The following is a 21,307-nucleotide window of genomic DNA, read 5'->3' as shown; positions in this document are numbered from 1 at the left end:
GAGTCTGCCAAATCGGGCAAACATTCCCTGTTTATGTTGTTATTATTTTATTTACTACTAATTTAAAATTGGATCATCAATAAACATTAAGGGATCATTAAGTAATAAAATGGATACTACTCTTTGGTACCAAAAGTAATTTAATAGATCGAGTCTGAGGTATTGATGGGGAAATGTTACCGATTTGCTTATTGGAAAATTGGTGCGCACATATGCACATAACACAACGAGCAAATGGAGAGTACTTTGAAGAAGAAAAGTGGCAAAGTAGCTCTAATTTTTGAATTCCATTCTGATACATACATCGACTCCATAACCTGTATGATTTGAAGTAACCGTTATGATTAAAACGCTTGAAAAACCTACTACAGAATCCTTGTAGATATCAGTTTATCTCTTTACTTCATCGCTAAACCCTATCAACATTCAACAGAACTATCTACTGATTAAACATGAAAAGCACGGATATTCAAAGTTGACCGTAATGTTGCAACCTAAAAACTATATTTAAATACTCATAAGTCATAAGCACCTGATAGGTATACTCACTAATCACGAATAAGCTTTCAATTTTTCAATAATAGAATTTTTAGTGATAAAAATAGGTTCTGCATATTTCTATACAGAACCAGAATATGTTAAAAAATCTTTATTTAGCAATAAGATAAAGATCTTTAGTATAAATTTTATCTTCAGCATTATTTGTCGGGAACCCACCAACTTGTGGTGATACAAGACGTGATTTCACATATTGGAAGATTGGAGCAATAGGCATATCACGAGCCAACAGTTTTTCAGCTTGAGAATAAAGATCTGAACGTTCTTTATCACTCGTTGAATTCAATGCTTTTTCCATCACCGAATCGTATTCTTTACTGTGATAACGAGGATCGTTTGAACTATTATTTGATTGCATTAGTGATAAGAATGAAGACGCCTCATTGTAGTCACCACACCAACCAGCACGAGTCACTTCAAAGTTACCTTGACGACGGGTATCCAGGTAAGTTTTCCACTCTTGGTTTTCTAAAGTGACTTCAACACCTAATGATTTTTTCCACATAGAAGAAATGGCAATGGCATTTTTCTTATGGTTATCATCCGTGTTATAAAGCAAGGTAAATTTCAACGGATTCGACTTGTTATAACCAGCCTCTTCTAACAATTCTTTTGCTGTCGCCACTCGCTCTTTTTGCGTCCAAGTCCCATATTCTGGCATCTCTGGATTAAAATCGGCGGTAATTTCTGGTGTTAAGAAATAAGCGGGTTTTTGCCCTTGCCCCAATAAAATACGAGTAATAACATCACGATCAATAGTATAAGAAAGCGCTTTACGTACTCGAACATCATCGAATGGCGGTTTAGAGTTATTAAAGCCATAGTAATAAGAACATAAATTCCCCACCACCATCACATCTTCCGGATGCTCTTTCTTCAAGTTTTTAAAGTGCTCATTCGGTAGTTCGTAGGTCACATCAATTTCACCAGAAAGAAAACGATTCATTTCTGAGATTTTGCTATCAATTGGCAGGTACGTCACTTTGTTAATGACAGTATCTTTGTCATCCCAATAGTGCTTATTTCGAACCAATACCATACGCTCATTCAATACCCAGCTTTGTAGTACATAAGCGCCATTACTGACAAAATGCTCAGGCTTAGTCCACTGGTCGCCCCATTTTTCGATAACTTTTTTATTGACAGGCTTAACCGTAGTATGGCCCATCATTTTCACGAAATATGGAACCGCAGATTCAAGTGACACTTCTAGGGTATTCGCATCAATCGCTTTAACGCCAAGCGTTGATTTGTCCGCTTTTCCACTGATGATTTGAGCGGCATTTTTCATGGTCGTCATTTCTAAATACCATGCATATGGAGAAGCAGTTGCCGGATCAACGGCGCGTTGGAATGTGAAGACAAAATCATCGGCAGTGACAGGATCGCCATTCGACCATTTAGCATCTTTACGTAAATGGAAAATAAACGTTTTGTTATCTTGAGTTTCCCAGCTTTCTGCCACACCAGGAACCACGTGGCCGTCTGCATCTTGGTTAACTAAGCCTTCAAATAAATCACGAAGTACATTCGACTCTGGCACCCCTTCGGTTTTTTGAGGATCAATAGAGGCGACTTCTGCGCCGTTACTTTTCACTAATTCTTGTTTATCAGCAAGTTTCGTTCCAGCAGGAACTTGAGCGGCAAGAGAAGGAAGAGAGGTGGCACCAAAAGCCAAGCCAACACCAAGTAGAAGTACTTGAGTGATTGTATTTTTACGCATATGAGTAAACTCCAAATTTTATATTAATGCATCCGTGACATATTCATATCATTATAACTAAGTGAATCTGTACAATTAGTAGGCTTCTCTAGGTTTTAAACTTTTAAAGCAGTTATGCTCTAGTTTATACCTTACTTACGATATAAACAGCGGATTAAGCTAACAACATTTTCTGAGATCTACCATAAAAAAGTTATAAAAACGTAACATAGATTACACTTTTCCCTTCAGTCAGTATGTGTATCCAAATGCAATCGATTACACAGTGAAATACCCTGATAATATTTTCTTCTCTTCATTATTTATAAAAATAACGACCAAATGTAGTACCTACTTAATTCCCCACCTAGCTCATTTTTTAATGGTTTCAAGTCTAAATTTGACAAGTTTTATTAAATAGAGATCTTAAGCCATCTTTAACTGAAATGAAGAGTAAAGTTAGCATTTTTAATTGTATATCGATTCAAAAAGGTTTCTTTGTGTTTTGTTTACCTTCCTTTCCTCATTAACACTGCTGGAGATGCCACAATCCTGTGTGCAGTTTTCACCAGGCTCTATTTGATGGTGAGAAGATCAAGGAAGAAACAAAGAGAGAAATGATATGAAACGTTTCAATCTAACAGCCATGAGTATTGCACTGGCTTTAGGATCAGCAACGGTTGCTGCTGCACCAAGTGCTCCAACTTTAGATATGTATGGCTCAAAGAATTTAAAGTTTTCAAAAATCGATTTAGCAATGGAAACCACCGCAGGCTATAACAGCATGGTTCAATACCATCAAGAAGCTCAGATCGACATTACTTTTAACCAATACAGCGGCGCAACTGGTGATACTTATAACATCTATTTTGATGGTGCGAAGGTTGCAACAGGCCCTATTACTGGTAATAAAACCACAGCATCGTTTACTTACCCACAAGGCGGTGCTTTCCAAATGGAAATCGAAGTCTGTGATGAGACAGGTTGTGCGAAATCAGCATCGGAAACGTTAACCATCGCAGATACCGATGGCTCTCACCTTGCTCCATTAACCATGAATGTTGACCCAAATAATCAACCTTACAATACAGACCCAAATACCGTTGTGGGCACTTACTTTGTTGAGTGGGGCATCTATGACCGTGGTTATACCGTCGATAACCTTCCTGCTGATAACTTAACTCATATTTTATATGGGTTCATTCCAATTTGTGGCCCCAATGAATCATTGAAGTCCGTTGGTGGAAACAGTTACAACGCATTACAAACTGCATGTCAAGGCGTGCCAGATTACAATGTAGTTATCCATGATCCTTGGGCCGCTTATCAAAAAAGCTTTACGCAAGCGGGCCATGAATACGATACCCCAATTAAAGGTAATTTCGGGATGATGATGGCGCTTAAACAACGCAATCCAGATCTAAAAATCGTCCCTTCTGTCGGTGGATGGACACTTTCCGACCCATTCTTCTCATTTACCGACAAATCAAAACGAGACATTTTTGTCGCATCGGTTCGAGAGTTCCTCACCACTTGGAAATTCTTCGATGGTGTTGATATTGATTGGGAATTCCCTGGCGGCGGCGGTCAAGCAGCTAACCTAGGCGATCCGATTAATGATGGCCCCGCTTACGTTGCTTTAATGCAAGAGTTGCGTGTTATGCTTGATGAACTTGAAGTTCAAAATGGTAAAGAGTACGAGCTAACCTCTGCCATTGGTGTCGGTTACGATAAATTAGAAGATGTTAATTACGCTGACGCCGCTCAGTATATGGATTACATCTTCGCAATGACGTACGACTTCTACGGTGGTTGGAATAATGTAACGGGTCATCAAACGGCACTTTATTGTGGTAGCTTCATGCGCCCCGGTCAATGCGATGGCAGTGGTGTAGATGAAGAAGGTGTTGAATATAAAGGCCCCGCTTACACCACCGATAACGCGATTCAAATTTTGCTCACACAAGGTGTACCAGCCAATAAATTGGTGGTAGGTGCGGCAATGTACGGCCGTGGTTGGGATGGTGTAATGCCAAACAGTTTAACTGACCCAACCGATCCAATGACAGGAACGGGTAATGGCAAGCTGACAGGAACGAAAGCACAAGGTGTTTGGGAAGCTGGCGTGATTGATTACAAAGGCATTAAAAGTTCAATGATTGGGCCAAACGGCACGGGTATTAATGGCTTTGAGACGGGCTATGATACACAAGCTGAAGCCGCGTGGGTTTGGAACCGCTCTACTGGGAAATTAGTCACTTACGATAATGAACGATCTACGATTGCGAAAGGTCAATACGTTCGTAGCTTAGGACTTGCAGGGCTATTCTCATGGGAAATAGATGCCGACAATGGCGATATTCTAAATGCCATGCATGAAGGCTTATCGGGTCAACCATCCAATTCAGCGCCTACCGCTAATGCCGGTGCCGATAAAGTCGTTGTTGGCCCTGCTAGCGTGGTTTTAGATGGCTCAGCATCGAAAGATCGTGATGGCAGCATTGCCTCTTACGCATGGACTCAAACGTCTGGCATAGCAGTTAACATTCAAAATCCAACGGCACAAAGCACAGAGTTTGATGTAGCAGAAGTGGCAGAGGCACAAACGTTAACGTTCTCATTAACAGTAACAGATAACGAAGGGGCTACCGCAACCGATACGGTCATTATTACGGTTAACCCTGTTAATGTTACTCCTGAAAATACAGCACCTGTTGCCAGGTTAATCGCACCATCACAAGCCAATGCTGGTGACACGGTTGTCGTTGATGCCTCGAGCTCTACCGATGCTGAAGGCGATAGCTTAACGTACACATGGACACTTCCTTCAGGAGTGAGCGGTTCTGGTTCAAGCATTAGCTTTGTTGCCGGTGAATACGAGCAAGATACAACGCTTAACTTTTCTGTCACGGTTAGTGATGGTGAGTTGACAAGTGAAGCTTCAGCTTCCGTCGTTGTCCTAAAAACCTCAGGTACGACAGACCCTACATGTGACAATGCTTGGGATACAACGGCGGTTTATAATGGAGGAGACCAAGTCACGCTAGATGGTACTTTGTATGAAGCCAAATGGTGGACGACGGGTGAAAACCCATCACAAACTGGTGAATGGGGTGTATGGAAAAATTTAGGCGCAACAAGCTGCCAATAAATACCCTACAAATAAACCTACACACCTAAAATAAACAAAGGCCGACGAACAATCATCGGCCTTTTTCTTTTATCTGTCGCTGAACACGCAGATTCTTTCGTGAGCTAGATAACAAAATACCAAGTTCGATTTATTTTTCGTAGCAGAATAAATACTCCACTCAGTACAATCTGCTAGCAAATTCACATAAGCCAGTCAGTAATTATCATATTGATATAATTACTCAGTGATCCCATTCACCGATTAAGAGTGAAACACATCGACAAGCTTGAGTTTGCCAGTGTGACTGTCTCGAACCTATAAGAGTGAGCGCACATTAAACGCATCGTTTTGATGCTCATCCAATAGCGTAATCCAAAGGTATTAAAATGAATCCACAAGTCCATCAACAAGAATGGCAACAATCCCAAACCATTGCTGAGAACTTGCTGCCCAAAATAGCTCAACTCTATCGACAAAAAGGAGTTGAACTACTGATGTTCGGCAAAACCCTAGTCAATGCTGGCACTATTGACATTATCAAATTAACCCACCTTTCACAACGCTACACTCAATCAAACCTCACCCTTCAACAAGTTGAACCATTAATAAAGCAGCTTTGCCAACTTCCCCTTTCCCCTTGTTACATTGATATTGGTAAGCTGACTCAACAATATGTTCAACATCACTCACACACCGACAGCCCTTCTCATTTTTTAGCATCAGCGTTAAGTGATGCATTAAGCGGTCAAACAATCGCGGAACCCAAAAACGTTGTGCTATATGGGTTTGGTCGAATTGGTCGGTTATTGACTCGTTTATTAGTTGAAAAAAGTGGCCCTGGCTACCCGTTAAGGTTGCGCGCGATTGTTGTGCGTGGTGGTAAAGAGGGAGATTTAGAAAAACGTGCTAATTTGCTACGCCGAGATTCCGTTCATGGGCAGTTCAATGGCAGCATCATCATCGATAAAGAAAATAATGCCTTGATCGTCAATGGCAATTATATTCAATTCATTTACGCCAATTCACCACAAGAGGTGAATTATACAGATTACAATATTAAAGACGCGCTTGTTGTTGACAATACAGGTGTATGGCGTGATACCGATGGACTAGGGCAACACTTAGAATGTTCAGGCACATCAAAAGTATTACTGACGGCTCCTGGCAAAGGTGAAATTAAAAACATTGTCTTTGGCGTTAACCACCAAGATATTGAAGTTACCGACAGTATTATTTCAGCGGCAAGCTGCACCACCAATGCGATTACTCCTGTATTAAAAGCAATGAATGATAAATATGGCATCACATCTGGCCACATCGAAACCGTTCATTCTTACACTAACGATCAAAACTTAATCGATAACTTTCACAGCGGCGAACGTCGTGGTCGCAGCGCATCATTGAATATGGTGTTAACGTCAACAGGTGCAGCGAAAGCTGTCTCAAAAGCACTCCCTGAATTAGCCAATAAATTAACCGGTAATGCCATCCGTGTTCCAACACCCAACGTTTCAATGGCGGTAGCCAATCTAAACTTAGAAAATGCCGCTGAAAAAGAGGAATTAAATCACTATTTACAACAAATGGCGTTTAATTCTGCTTTATCACCACAAATTGATTACACACAATCGACTGAAATTGTTTCGACCGATATTGTCGGTTCTCGCTACCCAGGAGTCATTGATGGCGCCGCGACTATCGCACAAGACAACCGTTGTGTATTGTATATTTGGTATGACAACGAGTTTGGTTATAGCTGCCAAGTCGTGCATTGTATGGAACATATGATGGGGGTACGTTTTAAGACTTACCCTTCATTAGGTTAATCAATAAATAACAAAAAGCCTCGGAATACAGAGGCTTTCCTTTCTAATGTTTTATCTCGTCATAAACCCCATTACGAACAAACCCGTTATGAATTTAAAGAGAAATTCAAGACTGCCATCGCTCCGCCGCTGTTGCATCTGAATCGCGCGACTCCACCCAACGGACATCATCAACAGTACGTTCTTTTTTCCAGAAAGGCGCTTGTGTCTTTAAATAATCCATCACGAATTCACAGGCTTCAAAAGCAGCATTACGATGGGAACTAGAAACGCCCACATATACAATTTGATCGCCTAAATTCAAATCACCAACGCGATGAATCACACGGATATTCAATAATGGCCAACGCTGTTTTGCTTGTTCACAAATCGACACTAATGAACGTTCCGTCATTCCCGGATAATGCTCAAGACTTAGCCCCGTCACTGAATCTCCAAGATTCATATCTCTCACTTTACCGACAAAGGTCACCACGGCACCAGCTTGTGTACCTTCTGATAAACGTTGATATTCTAATCCAATATCAAAATCGTCATATTGCACTGAAACCATTTCAATTTGAGACATATTAACCTCCGGTCACCGGTGGAAAGAACGCGACTTCATCGCCGGTTTTGACCATAGACACCATTGATACCATATCTTGGTTGATCGCAACTAATAGCTTTCCAGTTTGAAGCGCTTGCGCCCATTCATTACCTTTAGCACAAAGATGTTCACGCAGATCATCCGCTGTGATGTTATCCACATCAACCATCACTGAATCCACACCAATTTGTTCACGCGTTTGAGCAAAAAACAAAACTTTAATCATGTTTATAACCTTGAATATCGTATTAATTAGCCACAACGAAATGACCAGACTTACCACCGGTTTTCTCAAGCAAACGTACGTTTCCTATCACCATGTCTTTTTGTACCGCTTTGCACATATCATAAATGGTCAGTGCGGTCACGGAAGCCGCCGTTAACGCTTCCATTTCTACCCCGGTTTTTCCCGCCAATTTACACACAGATTCAATACGAACTTGGTTAGTTTCTGGTTTTGCTTCTAGTTGCACTTCAACTTTTGATAGCAATAGTGGGTGACATAACGGGATCAAATCCCATGTTTTTTTAGCAGCTTGAATGCCCGCAATGCGAGCCGTCGCAAAGACATCGCCTTTATGATGGGAGCCTGAAACGATCAAATCTAACGTTTCTTTTGACATACTCACCCAAGCTTCTGCCCGAGCTTCACGTACCGTTTCTTGTTTAGCAGAGACATCAACCATGTTAGCTTCACCAGAAGCATTAATATGGGTAAATTGAGACATGGATATCATTCCTTATTAGAATTTTTAAGCGGAAAGATGAGGCATAAAATTACAAGGGCGATGACGCGCGTCAAGCTGCTCCTTGATTAACTTTTCCCAACCTAGACGACATGCCCCCGTCGAACCTGGCATCGCAAAAATAACCGTTTGGTTAGCCATTCCCGCGATTGCACGAGATTGTAAGCTCGATGATCCAATGTCTTCAAAAGACAGCATGCGAAAAATCTCACCAAAACCTTCTACTTGTTTATCAAATAAAGGTTGCAGTGCTTCCGTTGTATAGTTTTTTGCGGTAAAGCCCGTGCCACCGCTAATTAAGACCGCTTGAATAGTACCATCAGCAATCCACCCTGAAACCAAGGCGCGAATTTGATATTTGTTATCTGCGACAATTTGACGCTCAGCCAATTGATGCCCTACTTGCTGAATTTGCTCAACAAAATAATCACCCGATGTGTCATTTTCAGGGGTTCGAGAATCCGATACGGTCAAGACTGCAATTCGTGCAGGTTTAAACTCAGCAGCAACACGTGCCATATTGATAACCTCAAAAAATCAAAATAGAAAAGGGAAGATTAACCGCCTATAGAAGCCAAATGTGGCGTCATACCTGTTTTGCCTTCTTGTAAAAAGTGGCTAACAGATTTGGTATTAAGCGCACCTTGAATTCGTGCGATAAGGTCTTTTTCTTGCTCATCTTGTTGGAGTAAATCACGCAACTCAACACCTTCTTCACCAAATAAGCACAGGTGTAGCTTACCTGTCGCAGAGACACGCAGACGATTACAGGTTTCACAAAAGCCTTTTTCATAAGGCATGATAAGGCCAATTTCACCTAGATAATCAGGGTGAATAAACACTTGCGCAGGGCCATCATTGGCTTCTTTGACTTTCAATAACCAACCATTCGCGATCAAGTGATTACGAATACTCACCCCTGATTGATGCTGCTCTTGAAACAGTGAATCCATTTCGCCCGTTTGCATCAATTCAATAAAACGCAACTGAATAGGACGGGATTTAATCCAATGAAGAAAGCTTGGTAATGCATTACCGTTGTATTGCTTGAGTAATACAACGTTGACTTTGATTTGCTCATAGCCAATTTCCAATGCTCTTTCAATTCCGTTCATCACATCATGGAATTTATTCTCACCGGTAATTTGGTGGAACAGTTTAGGATCAAGGCTGTCTACGCTGACATTAATATTGGTTAACCCGGCGTCTTTCCAGCTATCCACTTGCTTAGCTATTCGGTAGCCATTTGTTGTCATGGCCACTTTTTTAATACCACGAGTATCTGCAACGCTCGCGACAATATCAGTAAAGTCTTTCCGTAATGTCGGTTCACCACCGGTAATTCGAACCTTAGTGGTACCACAATCAGCAAACGCATTCACAATGCGTTTAATTTCTGTTTGATCAAGAAAAGACGAGTTTTTTCGTCCCGTTGGATGATAACCGTCAGGAAGGCAATAAGTACATTTGAAATTACAGACATCCGTAATCGATAACCGTAAATAGTAAAATTTACGCTCATAACGATCAACAAACTGCTTGCTGTCTGCTTGTGATAACGCCGATACGCCATCATGCTCCCCTATTTTACTGGGGGAGTAATAAGAAACAATTGAGGTCACGAAACACCTTTCCAAATACGGGAGGTATACTCATTTCTAAGTAAACCCTGGTGACATAATGCCACTGGCTTTGAATACTTATCTTCTATTATCTATTATCAACAATGGAAGACTTAGCAATGAAAGCTCGGAGTTATGACGTTGCTAACGATAAATCTTTAGAAGTAACCTAAAATATATTACTTAGTGATGAATCAATAACACTGTTTTTAAATAGTACGCAACAAAGTCGAGATTTGCCATACCCATTTAGCCTTAAGCCCGTTATATTAATTAACCGACATCAAAGAAATATCATTTTTTCTAAAATCCAGACTAAGAATCGAATACATGACCATTCATAAAAATAAAAAAGTCGTTGCGATTGGTGGTGGGCATGGCTTAGGCCGTATGCTTGCTGCTTTGAAAGATTTTGGTTCCAATGCAACCGGGATTGTTGCGACAACCGATAACGGTGGCTCAACTGGGCGTATTCGTCAATGCCAAGGTGGGATAGCTTGGGGTGACACCCGTAACTGTATTAATCAGTTAATCACAGAACCTAATATTAGTTCGATGATGTTTGAGTATCGATTTAGAGGTCAAGGTGAGCTTAATGGGCATAATCTCGGCAATTTAATGCTGACCGCTTTAGATAACCTCTCTATCCGCCCTCTTGATGCCATCCACCTCATTTGTAATATGCTCAAAGTGGAAGTCAATATTGTTCCGATGTCTGAGCACCCAGCCGATCTCACTGCGCTATCAAAAACAGGTAAATGGGTCCGAGGTGAAACCAATGTGGATGACATGTCAGAGCCATTACAGCGTTTGTACGTTGAGCCAGAAGTACCCGCTACAGAAGAAGGCATTCAAGCTATTTTAGAAGCCGATTGCATTATTTTAGGTCCAGGAAGCTTTTTAACCAGTATTATGCCGCCATTATTACTGCCTGAAATAGGGAAAGCCATTGCAAAAAACACTCGAGCCAAAGTGGTGTTTGTGGAAAACCTTGATAAAGAATTTGGCCCTGCGGGCATGATGAATCTAGAAGAAAAGTTGAAATGGTGCCAACGCGCCTGCAACGGTAGGCCTGTCGATATTTTGCTCGGTGAAAACTGTACTCAAGCCATCGAATCAGGTTATCAATGTATTGAAGTCAATCTTGCTTCTCCTAATCATGAATGGCGACATGATCGTAAAAAACTCCAACAAGAAATTGAAAAAATCATCTTACAATGAACCAAGCCTTATTCGTCATTGTAAAATGGGCATAACTTTACTCATTGATGAGTTTACCCACAATCATCATAACCATAATCATAATCATCACAATAAAAAGCGACGTCTCATTGCTGTGAGGCGTCGCCGAATAAGCGCCAATATTTATCGACCAACTAACTATTAACTATAAATTGCTCCCTCAGTTGTTCTATGTCATCTCGCTTCTTCGCCGCTTGCTCAAATTCTAAATTTTGCGCATGTTGATACATTTCATTTTCAAGTTTAGCAATCTGTTTGTCTAACTCTTGGGGTGATAACGCTTGATAATTTGCAGCTTGCTCTGCCACTTTCGATAAAGAAATAACATTGCTTGCTTTCTTGCCTTTGCGAGTCCCCACATGCCCCAATTCCATAATATCTTGAATGCTTTTCTTTAAAGCTTGAGGTGTCGTACCTAAGGATTCATTATAGGCATGTTGCTTCGCTCGGCGGCGTTCGGTTTCATCAATCGCTTTTTTCATTGATTTAGTAATCGAATCTCCATATAAAATGGCTTTGCCTTTCAAGTTTCGAGCCGCTCGCCCAATCGTTTGAATAAGAGAGCGTTCTGAACGTAAAAAACCTTCTTTATCGGCGTCTAAAATAGCCACTAAAGACACTTCTGGCATATCCAAACCTTCACGCAACAAGTTTATACCCACGAGAACATCAAATTCGCCTAACCGGAGATCTCGAATAATTTCCACACGTTCAACCGTATCAATATCAGAATGCAGGTAACGTACTTTTACATCATGTTCGGTTAAATATTCTGTTAAATCCTCAGCCATCCGCTTAGTCAATGTCGTAACAAGAACACGCTCGTTTACCGCCACACGCTTATGGATTTCAGAAAGTAAATCATCAACTTGAGTCGCAACAGGCCGAACCTCGATCTCAGGATCAAGCAAGCCAGTCGGTCGAACAACCTGCTCTGCAACATCCCCACCCGATTTTTCAAGCTCATAAACACTTGGCGTCGCGGACACATAGATAGTTTGAGGCGCAAGCGCTTCAAATTCTTCAAAGCGTAATGGTCGATTATCCAATGCCGAAGGTAAACGAAACCCAAATTCAACCAAGGTTTCTTTACGTGAACGGTCGCCTTTATACATCGCACCAATTTGCGGGACAGTCACGTGAGATTCATCAATGATCAGTAAACCATCTCTTGGTAAGTAATCAAATAACGTAGGAGGTGGCTCGCCTTCTTTTCGACCACTAAGATAACGTGAGTAGTTTTCGATGCCAGAGCAGAAACCAATTTCGTTCATCATTTCAATATCAAATTGAGTTCTCTGAGTAATACGTTGATCTTCAAGCAGTTTATTGTTATCTCTTAAATGTTTTTGGCGATCAACTAACTCAATTTTTATTTCCTCAATGGCCTCTAAGATTTTTTCTCTTGGCGTGACATAGTGAGTTTTAGGATAAATGGTTGCCCGGGCAATATCTCTCTGCTTAATTGCCCCTGTTAACGGGTCAAAAATGCTAATACATTCAACTTCTTCATCAAACATTTCAAGCCGAATGGCATCATGTTCAGAATCAGCAGGAAAGACATCAATGACTTCACCACGTACACGAAAGTTACCCCGTTCAAACACCATATCATTACGGCTATATTGAAGTTCCGCTAAGCGCCGAATGATGTCGCGCTGTACAAGAATATCGCCACGGCGAATATGCAGCATCATTTTAAGATAAGAATCAGGGTCGCCCAAACCATAGATAGCAGAAACCGAGGCCACAATAATGGCATCTTTTCTTTCAATAAGAGATTTGGTTGCAGACAGTCGCATTTGTTCTATATGGGCATTAACGGAAGAATCTTTTTCAATAAAGGTATCTGTGGTGGGCACGTAAGCTTCAGGTTGATAATAATCGTAATAAGACACAAAATATTCGACGGCATTATGTGGAAAGAATGCTTTCATCTCTCCATACAATTGAGCCGCTAAGGTTTTATTCGGAGCAAGTAAAATAGTTGGTCTTTGCGCTTGAGCTATCACATTAGCCAGCGTAAATGTTTTACCGGAACCAGTTACCCCTAAAAGTGTTTGATGTGCAAGACCTGAATCTAATCCATCACTGAGTTGTTGAATCGCCTTTGGCTGATCACCTGCGGGCTGATAATCTGATTCTAATTGATAAAGCTTACTCATGTTGACCTCGTCACCTATATCGTTTGCACACTTTATCTAATGCATGAAAGATTGTGAATATTTCATTTTAGTCGTCCTTAAAGCAACACTAGGATATTCAACCAAATTATCCGATAAAAAAGAATTCTTTACTCTAGTTTGATGAAGACTATTTTGATAATATCTTCTTCCCGCGAAGACTATGATTTACCTTTTCGATTCAAAATAATCCACGGCTTTTCCCCAAAAGTGACCTTTTATTATCATTTCTGTAACATTTTCTTTTTTTATTCACATAGTGATATTTATCAACAAATTAATAAATCAATTTAAAATCAGACTATTAAAGTAAACTTGAATAACTATTTTTAATTTTACTTTTTCACACATACGGTTGCTCAGGTTTCATCAACACACTTATCCACAAATTTAGTGGATAAGTGTGCCACCGCCTTATCTGGTCTTACTTACACAAAAGTAAAGAAAAAAATCTTCTAAAAAAGTCTTTTTTATTTTGCTTGTTCGTTGACAGCGCGTTTTTGCCTAGATAAAATCTCCGCCATAAATTATTCCCTGTTAGTTCAGTTGGTAGAACGGCGGACTGTTAATCCGTATGTCGCTGGTTCAAGTCCAGCACAGGGAGCCAAATTGTTAAAGCCGCATAATTTGATGCGGCTTTTTATTTTTATTGTGGCTTTTTTGTTCAAATTACCGCCAATCACGCTTTAAATCATTAATCCAGCTAAATACCTAATTCCTGTAGGTTGTTATTAACGTCACAAATGACGATAATGTTGGGATCACCATTAACTCAAATGAGACGATATGACAGATTATCTCCTGTTGCTTGTTGGTACCGTCTTGGTCAACAACTTTGTCCTAGTTAAATTCCTCGGCCTCTGCCCTTTTATGGGGGTATCTAAAAAACTTGAAACCGCTATAGGTATGGGGTTAGCAACAACGTTTGTTCTGACTTTAGCATCTGTCTGTTCGTATTTGGTGCAAACTTATATCTTGCGACCGCTTGGTATTGAATACCTACAAACCATGAGTTTTATTCTTGTGATTGCTTTTGTTGTTCAATTCACTGAAATGGTGGTCCATAAAACCAGCCCAACACTTTACCGCTTGCTTGGCATATTTTTACCTTTAATTACCACTAACTGCGCGGTTTTAGGGGTTGCACTGCTTAACATTAACGAAAACCATAATTTCATTGAATCAATTGTTTATGGATTTGGAGCCGCAGTGGGCTTTTCTTTAGTTTTAATTCTATTTGCTTCTATGCGCGAGCGTATTGCAGCAGCCGATGTCCCAGCTCCTTTTAAAGGCGCATCCATTGCAATGATTACCGCAGGCCTTATGTCTCTTGCATTTATGGGCTTTACAGGCTTGGTGAAATAACCCATGAATACCATCATTATTGCAATAGTAGCCATCGCTGCTTTAGCCGCTATTTTTGGCGTAATATTAGGCTTTGCTTCCATTCGATTTAAAGTCGAAGCCGATCCTATTGTTGATCAAATAGATGATATCCTACCGCAAACCCAATGTGGTCAATGTGGTTACCCTGGTTGTCGCCCTTATGCTGAAGCCATTGCGAATGGAGATGATATTACGAAATGTCCTCCTGGTGGCCAAGCTGGTATTGAAAAGCTTGCTGATCTTATGGGGGTTGATGTCCCTACCGCTGATGACGATATCCAAGAAGCCGTAAAAACCGTTGCCTTTATTCATGAAGATATGTGTATCGGCTGTACAAAATGCATTCAAGCTTGCCCTGTGGATGCCATTGTGGGGGGAACCAAAGCATTACATACCGTAATAAAAAGTGAATGCACTGGTTGTGATTTATGTGTCGCACCTTGCCCTACGGACTGTATTGAAATGATACCGATTGAAACCACGCCAGAAACTTGGAAATGGAAACTCGACTCCATACCTATTGTTACCGATCTTGAGCCTCAAAAATCGTCTAAACCGAAAAAAGAAAGCGTGAGTTGAAGGAAATAAAATGTCGTCTTTAATTGAACAAATTCGTCAAGGTAGAATCTGGGACTTTCCCGGAGGCATTCATCCGCCTGAAAATAAAATTCAATCGTCTGCCAACCCCATTGTTCACCCACTTTTACCAGAAGAATTTGTTTTACCTTTAAAGCAACATATTGGCCGCCCAGGTGATATTTGTATTAATGTCGGTGATAAAGTTTTAAAAGGCCAGCAGCTCACCCAAGCTAACCTTGCTTTTATGGTCCCCGTTCATGCGCCGAGCTCTGGCACGGTGATCGCTATCGAAAAACGTACCATTGCACATCCTTCAGGTTTGTCCGATCTTTGCATTATCATTGAACCTGATGGTGAAGATACATGGCATGAAAAAAACGCCTTACCACGCTATCAAGATAAAGATCCTGAAATTCTTATCGAAAAAATCCGCCAATCCGGTATTTCAGGTATGGGCGGAGCTGGTTTCCCTACCGCTCGAAAACTGCATACGGGTTTAGCCAAAACCAAAATTTTAATTATCAACGCGGCTGAATGTGAACCCTATATCACTGCCGATGATCGCTTAATGCAAGATTATGCAGATGAAGTAATCCAAGGCATCCAAGTTATTCAACACATTTTAAAACCAGATGTCACTATCATCGGTATTGAAGACAATAAAAAACAAGCGATTGCCGCACTTGAAATCGCAGCGCAAGACATTACTGACTTAATCATTCGCGTCATTCCAACAAAATACCCTTCAGGTGGTTCCAAACAGTTAATCAAAGTGTTAACTGGCCGTGAAGTACCAAGCAAAGAACACTCCGCATCGATTGGAGTATTAATGCAAAATGTCGGAACCGCATTTGCGATTAAACGCGCCATTATTGATGGTGAGCCATTAATTGAACGTGTTGTAACCCTAACCGGTGACTCTTTTAAGAAAAAAGGGAATATATTTGCACGCTTAGGCACACCAATTTCAGCCTTATTAAAACAGTTCGGCTATCAAGCAGAGGAAAAACAACCTCGTTTGATCATCGGTGGATCATTAATGGGCTTCACGCTCCCTCATGCAGATGTCCCCATTACCAAAATAACCAACTGTATTTTAGCGCCAAAACGCAAAGAATTAGCCCCTGCTGCACCCGAAATGCCTTGTATACGTTGTACTGCCTGTGCCGAAGCTTGCCCTGCGTCATTATTACCGCAACAACTACAGTGGTATGCAAAAGCACAAGATTACGAGAAATGTGAAGAATACCATTTATCCGATTGTATCGAATGCGGCGCTTGTGCATATGTTTGCCCCAGCGATATCCCTTTGGTGCAATATTATCGTGAAGCCAAGTCCGAAATTTGGACTCGTAACCAAGAATCCAAAGAAGCTGAACGAGCCAAGCAGCGGTTTGAAGAAAGGCAACGACGTTTAGAGCGTGATAAAGAAGAACGTGAAAATCGCTTCAAAAAAGCAGCAGAGAAGCGTCGTTCTGAAATGACACAAACTGAAGGGGGCAGCGACGCAATTTCTGCGGCTATTGCAAGAGTAAAAGCACAAAAAGAATCAGGTAATACGTCACAGCAGACCCAAAAACCTGCGATCGCGGCTGCGATTGCGCGCGCTAAAGCGAAACAAGCTGAAGCAGCAAAAGCTGGAAACGCCGAACCAGATAACTCAGAAATGAGCAAATTACGTGAAGAACGCAAACGCCTTACTCGTGAGAAAAAAACACAAGAACAACACTCTGCCACAACGGTATCATATAAAGAAGAAGTCGCCCCCCCTAAAAATGCTGCCGTCGCGGCGGCCATCGCGAGAGCAAAAGTACGTAAGGCGGCTCAAGTGTCGCCAACTGAAGCGCCAGAGCAAACAATGACTGAGCCTCAGACAGCGGAGCTTAGCGAAAATATCGCTAACACTGATGACAACCCCGCTAGCCGCGATCCGAAAAAAGCCGCTGTCGCCGCCGCCATTGCACGAGCAAAAGCACGTAAGGCTGCTCAAGCGGAACTTAATGAAAATAAAACAACACCTGATATTCCGGCAAACACAGATAACGATCATAAAGACAGTCGTGGCACAACCTCTAAAAACCATATCACCGTCGATTTATTAGACATTCCTGTCTTTATTGATAAAAGCTCTCAGGAGAAAAAATAGTGTCTTTCTTTATTTCCAGTTCTCCACATGTTCGAGTAAAACGCAGCACTTCCAACATCATGATGTGGGTGGCAATCTGCTTACTACCAGGTATTGCTGTACAAAGTTACTTCTTTGGCTACGGTGTACTGATTCAACTGGTTTTTGCCATTTTACTCGCATGGGGTTTTGAAGCGATCATTATGCTGATTCGTAAAAAACCGCCTTTACTTGCATTGAAAGATAACAGTGCACTCGTCACTGGTATGTTATTAGCCGTATCCATTCCACCTCTTTCACCTTGGTGGATTATCGCAATCGGTTTATTCTTCGCGATCGTAATCGGAAAACATCTCTATGGTGGATTAGGGCAAAATTTATTTAATCCTGCCATGGTCGCTTACGTGGTATTGCTTATTTCTTTTCCGGTGCAAATGACAAGTTGGGTAACACCAGAAGTATTAACGGGTATTCACCTTCACTTTGATGATTCAGTGAAACTGTTCTTAACGGGCTTTAATTCCGATGGATTATCATTACAACAAATACGCGCTGGAATTGATGGCATCACAATGGCCACACCTCTTGATGCGTTTAAAACTTCTATTCGTGCAGGCCATACCGCTAGTGAGATCATGCAGCAACCAACTTTCACAGGGTTAGCTGGTGTAGGTTGGCAATGGGTTAATATCGCTTATCTACTTGGGGGTATCGTCTTGCTCAAACTGCGGATAGTGCAATGGCAAATTCCATTAGCTATGTTAGTTAGCTTGCTTGTGATTAGCACCTTAACAACCCTATTCTCTCCTGGTACCACCGCCTCACCAATACTACATTTGCTTTCAGGTGCCACTATGCTTGGTGCATTTTTTATTGCAACCGACCCCGTAACCGCATCAACAACGACTAAAGGTCGCTTAATTTATGGGGCATTTATTGGTGTGATTGTATTTCTAATCCGCAGCTGGGGTGGCTTCCCAGATGGAGTAGCCTTTGCAATATTACTGGCAAATATGTCGGTTCCCTTAATTGACTACTACACCAAACCACGTACTTATGGCCATTTAAGGTAAATACTCCATGCTTAATGCGATGAAAAAAAACGGTGGGATTTTGGCAGCATTTGCCGTGGCCTCTACTGCCTTAGTGGCCATCACTAACTGGGTGACTCACGACACAATTACCGAGCAGCAACAGCTCGATTTACAAAAAACATTAAATCAAGTGATCCCTAAAAGTATGCATGACAATCAGCTTTATGCTTCTTGTATGTTATTACCTTCTCAAACCACAGTAACCAAAGAGCGAATGCCAGCTTACCTTGCAACAAAAGAAGGGAAACCGACGGCTATCGCAATAGAAACCTACGCCCCTGATGGATATAATGGCGCAATCAAAATCATTGTTGGTTTAGACATGAATGGTGTTATAACCAGTACCCGTGTTCTCGCTCACAATGAAACCCCGGGTCTTGGTGATAAAATCGAGACGCGTAAAGGCAAATGGATTTTTAGTTTCGACCAAAGAACTGTTACTGACGATAATCAATCTGAATGGGCAGTTCGTAAAGATGGTGGCCAATTCGACCAGTTTACTGGGGCCACAATAACCCCTAGAGCCGTTGTCAAAGCCGTTAAAAATACGGTACTTTACTTTAAACAGAATAAAGACCGTATCCTTAGTCAACCATTGAATTGTGAGAAATAAAATGTCTGATAATAGCGCGGTGATAGAGACACCAATCGATTCTGAAAACATTGAGCCAACAAAACAAAATTCAAATATCACAATGGCTGAAAGTAAAGAGTTAATGAAAAATGGCATGTGGGATAACAACCCAGCCCTAGTTCAATTACTAGGCTTATGTCCATTGCTCGCCGTTTCCTCAACCATTACCAACGCACTCGGCCTTGGGCTGGCAACTATGTTAGTCCTTATCTGTACCAACACCATCGTTTCTCTTGTTCGGCATTATGTGCCGAAAGAAGTACGCATCCCTATCTTCGTCATGATTATCGCTTCAGTCGTGACTTGTGTACAATTATTGATGAGCGCTTACGCTTACGGCTTGTATTTATCGTTAGGTATTTTCATTCCTCTCATCGTCACCAACTGTGTAATTATTGGGCGAGCCGAAGCTTACGCATCTAAAAATTCAGTAGCAAAAGCCGCTTTAGATGGATTCTGGATGGGTCTGGGGATGCTTGCCGTTCTGACTTTACTTGGCGCATTACGTGAATTGATCGGGCAAGGCACCTTATTTGATGGCGCTGCGCTTTTATTAGGTGATTGGGCATCGATACTTCGTGTCGAAGTGTTTCATCTCGACAGCAGCTTCTTATTAGCCCTGCTTCCGCCGGGTGCTTTTATTGGTGTGGGTTTTTTAATTGCATTAAAACAAGTGATTGATAACCAAATCATAAAACGTCAACCTAATGAAAATAAGCCAACGATTGAACGAGCTCGAGTGACCAAAGTAGGATAATTCAACTTTATGAATAACGATAAACGTCGTCTTATACTTGAGCGACTAAGAGAAAATAACCCGAAACCTCAAACTGAACTAAATTGGTCAAGCCCATTTGAATTACTGATCGCGGTATTGCTTTCAGCTCAAGCCACCGATGTGAGCGTAAACAAAGCCACTGATAAACTCTACCCTATCGCTAACACCCCAGAGAGTATTTTAGCGCTTGGTGTCGATGGCCTTAAACAATACATTAAAACGATTGGATTGTTTAATTCAAAAGCTGAAAATACGATTAAAACCTGCAAAATGCTGATTGAATTACATAACAGCGAAGTGCCTGAAAACAGAGCGGCACTTGAGGCATTACCAGGGGTAGGAAGAAAAACCGCAAACGTTGTTCTCAATACCGCTTTTGGTTGGCCTACCATTGCCGTAGATACGCACATCTATCGAGTCTCTAATCGGACTAAATTAGCCATGGGAAAAACCGTTGATGATGTCGAAGCCAAACTCCTTAAAGTCATTCCTAGTGAGTTCAAGCTGGATGTGCATCATTGGCTGATTTTGCATGGCCGTTATACCTGTATCGCGAGAAAACCTCGTTGTGGTAGTTGTATTATTGAAGATTTATGTGAGTTTAAAGAAAAAATTTATCCTGAAGAATAAACGCTTATTTAGCGTTAATTCTTAAATTTAAAATAACAAGGAGCACACAATGTCGAACGGAAGAATTTTACATACCATGGTTCGTGTTGGCGACTTAGATCGTTCAATCGAGTTCTATACTAAAGTACTTGGTATGCAATTGCTGCGTAAGAACGAGAATAAAGAATACGAATATACCCTAGCTTTTGTTGGCTACGGTGATGAGTCTGAAGGTGCTGTCATTGAGCTAACTTATAACTGGGAAAAATCCGAATACGATCTTGGTACAGGTTATGGCCATATTGCAATCGGGTTTGATGACATCTATTCAGCATGTGATGACATTAAAGCGGCAGGTGGAACCGTTACCCGTGAAGCCGGCCCTGTAAAAGGCGGCAGTACCCATATTGCTTTCGTTAAAGATCCAGATGGTTACATGATTGAGTTAATTCAACGTAGCCAAATGTCTGAAGGCTTAGAAGGCTAGCCCAAAATAACATT

General features: G+C 41.2%; 18 protein-coding genes, 1 tRNA gene and 1 riboswitch. Of the genes, 12 read left to right on the top strand and 7 right to left on the bottom strand.

What is annotated here, in order from left to right; genetic code table 11:
- Positions 1-649 precede the first annotated feature (649 nt).
- Positions 650-2,281, bottom strand: coding sequence for an ABC transporter substrate-binding protein (locus VCASEI_RS04980; protein WP_089110485.1), 1,632 nt, complete (start codon positions 2,279-2,281; stop codon positions 650-652).
- Positions 2,282-2,882: 601 nt separating this feature from the next.
- On the opposite strand from VCASEI_RS04980, the gene VCASEI_RS04975 reads away from it, so the two are divergent.
- Together VCASEI_RS04975 and VCASEI_RS04970 are read left to right on the top strand one after the other, a co-directional pair.
- Positions 2,883-5,411, top strand: coding sequence for a glycosyl hydrolase family 18 protein (locus VCASEI_RS04975; protein WP_089110486.1), 2,529 nt, complete (start codon positions 2,883-2,885; stop codon positions 5,409-5,411).
- Between the two features lie 368 nt (positions 5,412-5,779).
- A complete protein-coding gene (locus tag VCASEI_RS04970) occupies positions 5,780-7,219 on the top strand; it encodes a glyceraldehyde-3-phosphate dehydrogenase (protein WP_086959921.1) in 1,440 nt (479 codons plus the stop codon).
- A gap of 106 nt (positions 7,220-7,325) precedes the next feature.
- On the opposite strand, the gene moaE is transcribed toward VCASEI_RS04970, so the two are convergent.
- The 5 genes from moaE to moaA are packed head-to-tail and all read right to left on the bottom strand — an operon-like array spanning position 7,326 to position 10,140.
- On the bottom strand, positions 7,326-7,787 hold the full coding sequence (gene moaE / locus VCASEI_RS04965; protein ID WP_086959920.1) for a molybdopterin synthase catalytic subunit MoaE: 462 nt from the start codon (positions 7,785-7,787) through the stop codon (positions 7,326-7,328).
- A gap of 1 nt (position 7,788) precedes the next feature.
- Complete coding sequence (gene moaD / locus VCASEI_RS04960; RefSeq protein WP_086959919.1) at positions 7,789-8,034, bottom strand: molybdopterin synthase sulfur carrier subunit; 246 nt, start codon at positions 8,032-8,034, stop codon at positions 7,789-7,791.
- 22 nt (positions 8,035-8,056) lie between these two features.
- Complete coding sequence (gene moaC, locus VCASEI_RS04955) at positions 8,057-8,536, bottom strand: cyclic pyranopterin monophosphate synthase MoaC (RefSeq protein ID WP_089110487.1); 480 nt, start codon at positions 8,534-8,536, stop codon at positions 8,057-8,059.
- A gap of 24 nt (positions 8,537-8,560) precedes the next feature.
- Complete coding sequence (gene moaB / locus VCASEI_RS04950; RefSeq protein ID WP_086959917.1) at positions 8,561-9,073, bottom strand: molybdenum cofactor biosynthesis protein B; 513 nt, start codon at positions 9,071-9,073, stop codon at positions 8,561-8,563.
- 38 nt (positions 9,074-9,111) lie between these two features.
- Positions 9,112-10,140, bottom strand: a complete 1,029-nt coding sequence (gene moaA / locus VCASEI_RS04945) for a GTP 3',8-cyclase MoaA (protein ID WP_089110493.1) — start codon at positions 10,138-10,140, stop codon at positions 9,112-9,114.
- A 24-nt stretch (positions 10,141-10,164) separates the two neighbouring features.
- Positions 10,165-10,321: riboswitch (molybdenum cofactor riboswitch) on the bottom strand.
- Between the two features lie 185 nt (positions 10,322-10,506).
- Here moaA and yvcK point away from each other — a divergent pair.
- A complete protein-coding gene (gene yvcK, locus VCASEI_RS04940; RefSeq protein WP_089110488.1) occupies positions 10,507-11,397 on the top strand; it encodes a uridine diphosphate-N-acetylglucosamine-binding protein YvcK in 891 nt (296 codons plus the stop codon).
- Positions 11,398-11,552: 155 nt separating this feature from the next.
- Here the strand turns inward: yvcK and uvrB are convergent, their stop codons facing one another.
- Positions 11,553-13,583, bottom strand: a complete 2,031-nt coding sequence (gene uvrB / locus VCASEI_RS04935; RefSeq protein WP_089110489.1) for an excinuclease ABC subunit UvrB — start codon at positions 13,581-13,583, stop codon at positions 11,553-11,555.
- A 549-nt stretch (positions 13,584-14,132) separates the two neighbouring features.
- Between uvrB and VCASEI_RS04930 the strand changes: the two genes are divergently transcribed.
- The 9 genes from VCASEI_RS04930 (at position 14,133) to gloA (ending at position 21,293) form a co-directional block, all read left to right on the top strand.
- Positions 14,133-14,208, top strand: a tRNA-Asn gene (locus VCASEI_RS04930).
- A gap of 179 nt (positions 14,209-14,387) precedes the next feature.
- Complete coding sequence (rsxA, locus tag VCASEI_RS04925; protein ID WP_086959914.1) at positions 14,388-14,966, top strand: electron transport complex subunit RsxA; 579 nt, start codon at positions 14,388-14,390, stop codon at positions 14,964-14,966.
- A gap of 3 nt (positions 14,967-14,969) precedes the next feature.
- Positions 14,970-15,566, top strand: a complete 597-nt coding sequence (gene rsxB, locus VCASEI_RS04920) for an electron transport complex subunit RsxB (protein WP_086959913.1) — start codon at positions 14,970-14,972, stop codon at positions 15,564-15,566.
- Between the two features lie 10 nt (positions 15,567-15,576).
- On the top strand, positions 15,577-17,712 hold the full coding sequence (gene rsxC, locus VCASEI_RS04915) for an electron transport complex subunit RsxC (protein WP_086959912.1): 2,136 nt from the start codon (positions 15,577-15,579) through the stop codon (positions 17,710-17,712).
- On the top strand, positions 17,712-18,764 hold the full coding sequence (gene rsxD, locus VCASEI_RS04910) for an electron transport complex subunit RsxD (protein WP_086959911.1): 1,053 nt from the start codon (positions 17,712-17,714) through the stop codon (positions 18,762-18,764). Before rsxC ends, rsxD begins: the two co-directional genes overlap by 1 nt.
- A gap of 7 nt (positions 18,765-18,771) precedes the next feature.
- Positions 18,772-19,398, top strand: coding sequence for an electron transport complex subunit RsxG (gene rsxG, locus VCASEI_RS04905; protein WP_086959910.1), 627 nt, complete (start codon positions 18,772-18,774; stop codon positions 19,396-19,398).
- An 82-nt stretch (positions 19,399-19,480) separates the two neighbouring features.
- Entirely contained in the window at positions 19,481-20,176 is a 696-nt protein-coding gene (locus VCASEI_RS04900; RefSeq protein WP_086959952.1) for an electron transport complex subunit E, read from the top strand.
- Between the two features lie 9 nt (positions 20,177-20,185).
- On the top strand, positions 20,186-20,827 hold the full coding sequence (gene nth / locus VCASEI_RS04895) for an endonuclease III (RefSeq protein ID WP_086959909.1): 642 nt from the start codon (positions 20,186-20,188) through the stop codon (positions 20,825-20,827).
- Between the two features lie 49 nt (positions 20,828-20,876).
- Positions 20,877-21,293 (top strand): lactoylglutathione lyase, encoded by a 417-nt coding sequence (gene gloA / locus VCASEI_RS04890; RefSeq protein ID WP_086959908.1) that lies wholly within the window; start codon positions 20,877-20,879, stop codon positions 21,291-21,293.
- Positions 21,294-21,307: the final 14 nt, after the last annotated feature.

Origin of the sequence: Vibrio casei (assembly GCF_002218025.2) — a bacterium.
GTDB lineage: Bacteria > Pseudomonadota > Gammaproteobacteria > Enterobacterales > Vibrionaceae > Vibrio > Vibrio casei.
The sequence above is the reverse complement of the archived record's forward strand: the minus strand, read 5'-3'. Positions and strand labels throughout refer to the sequence as shown.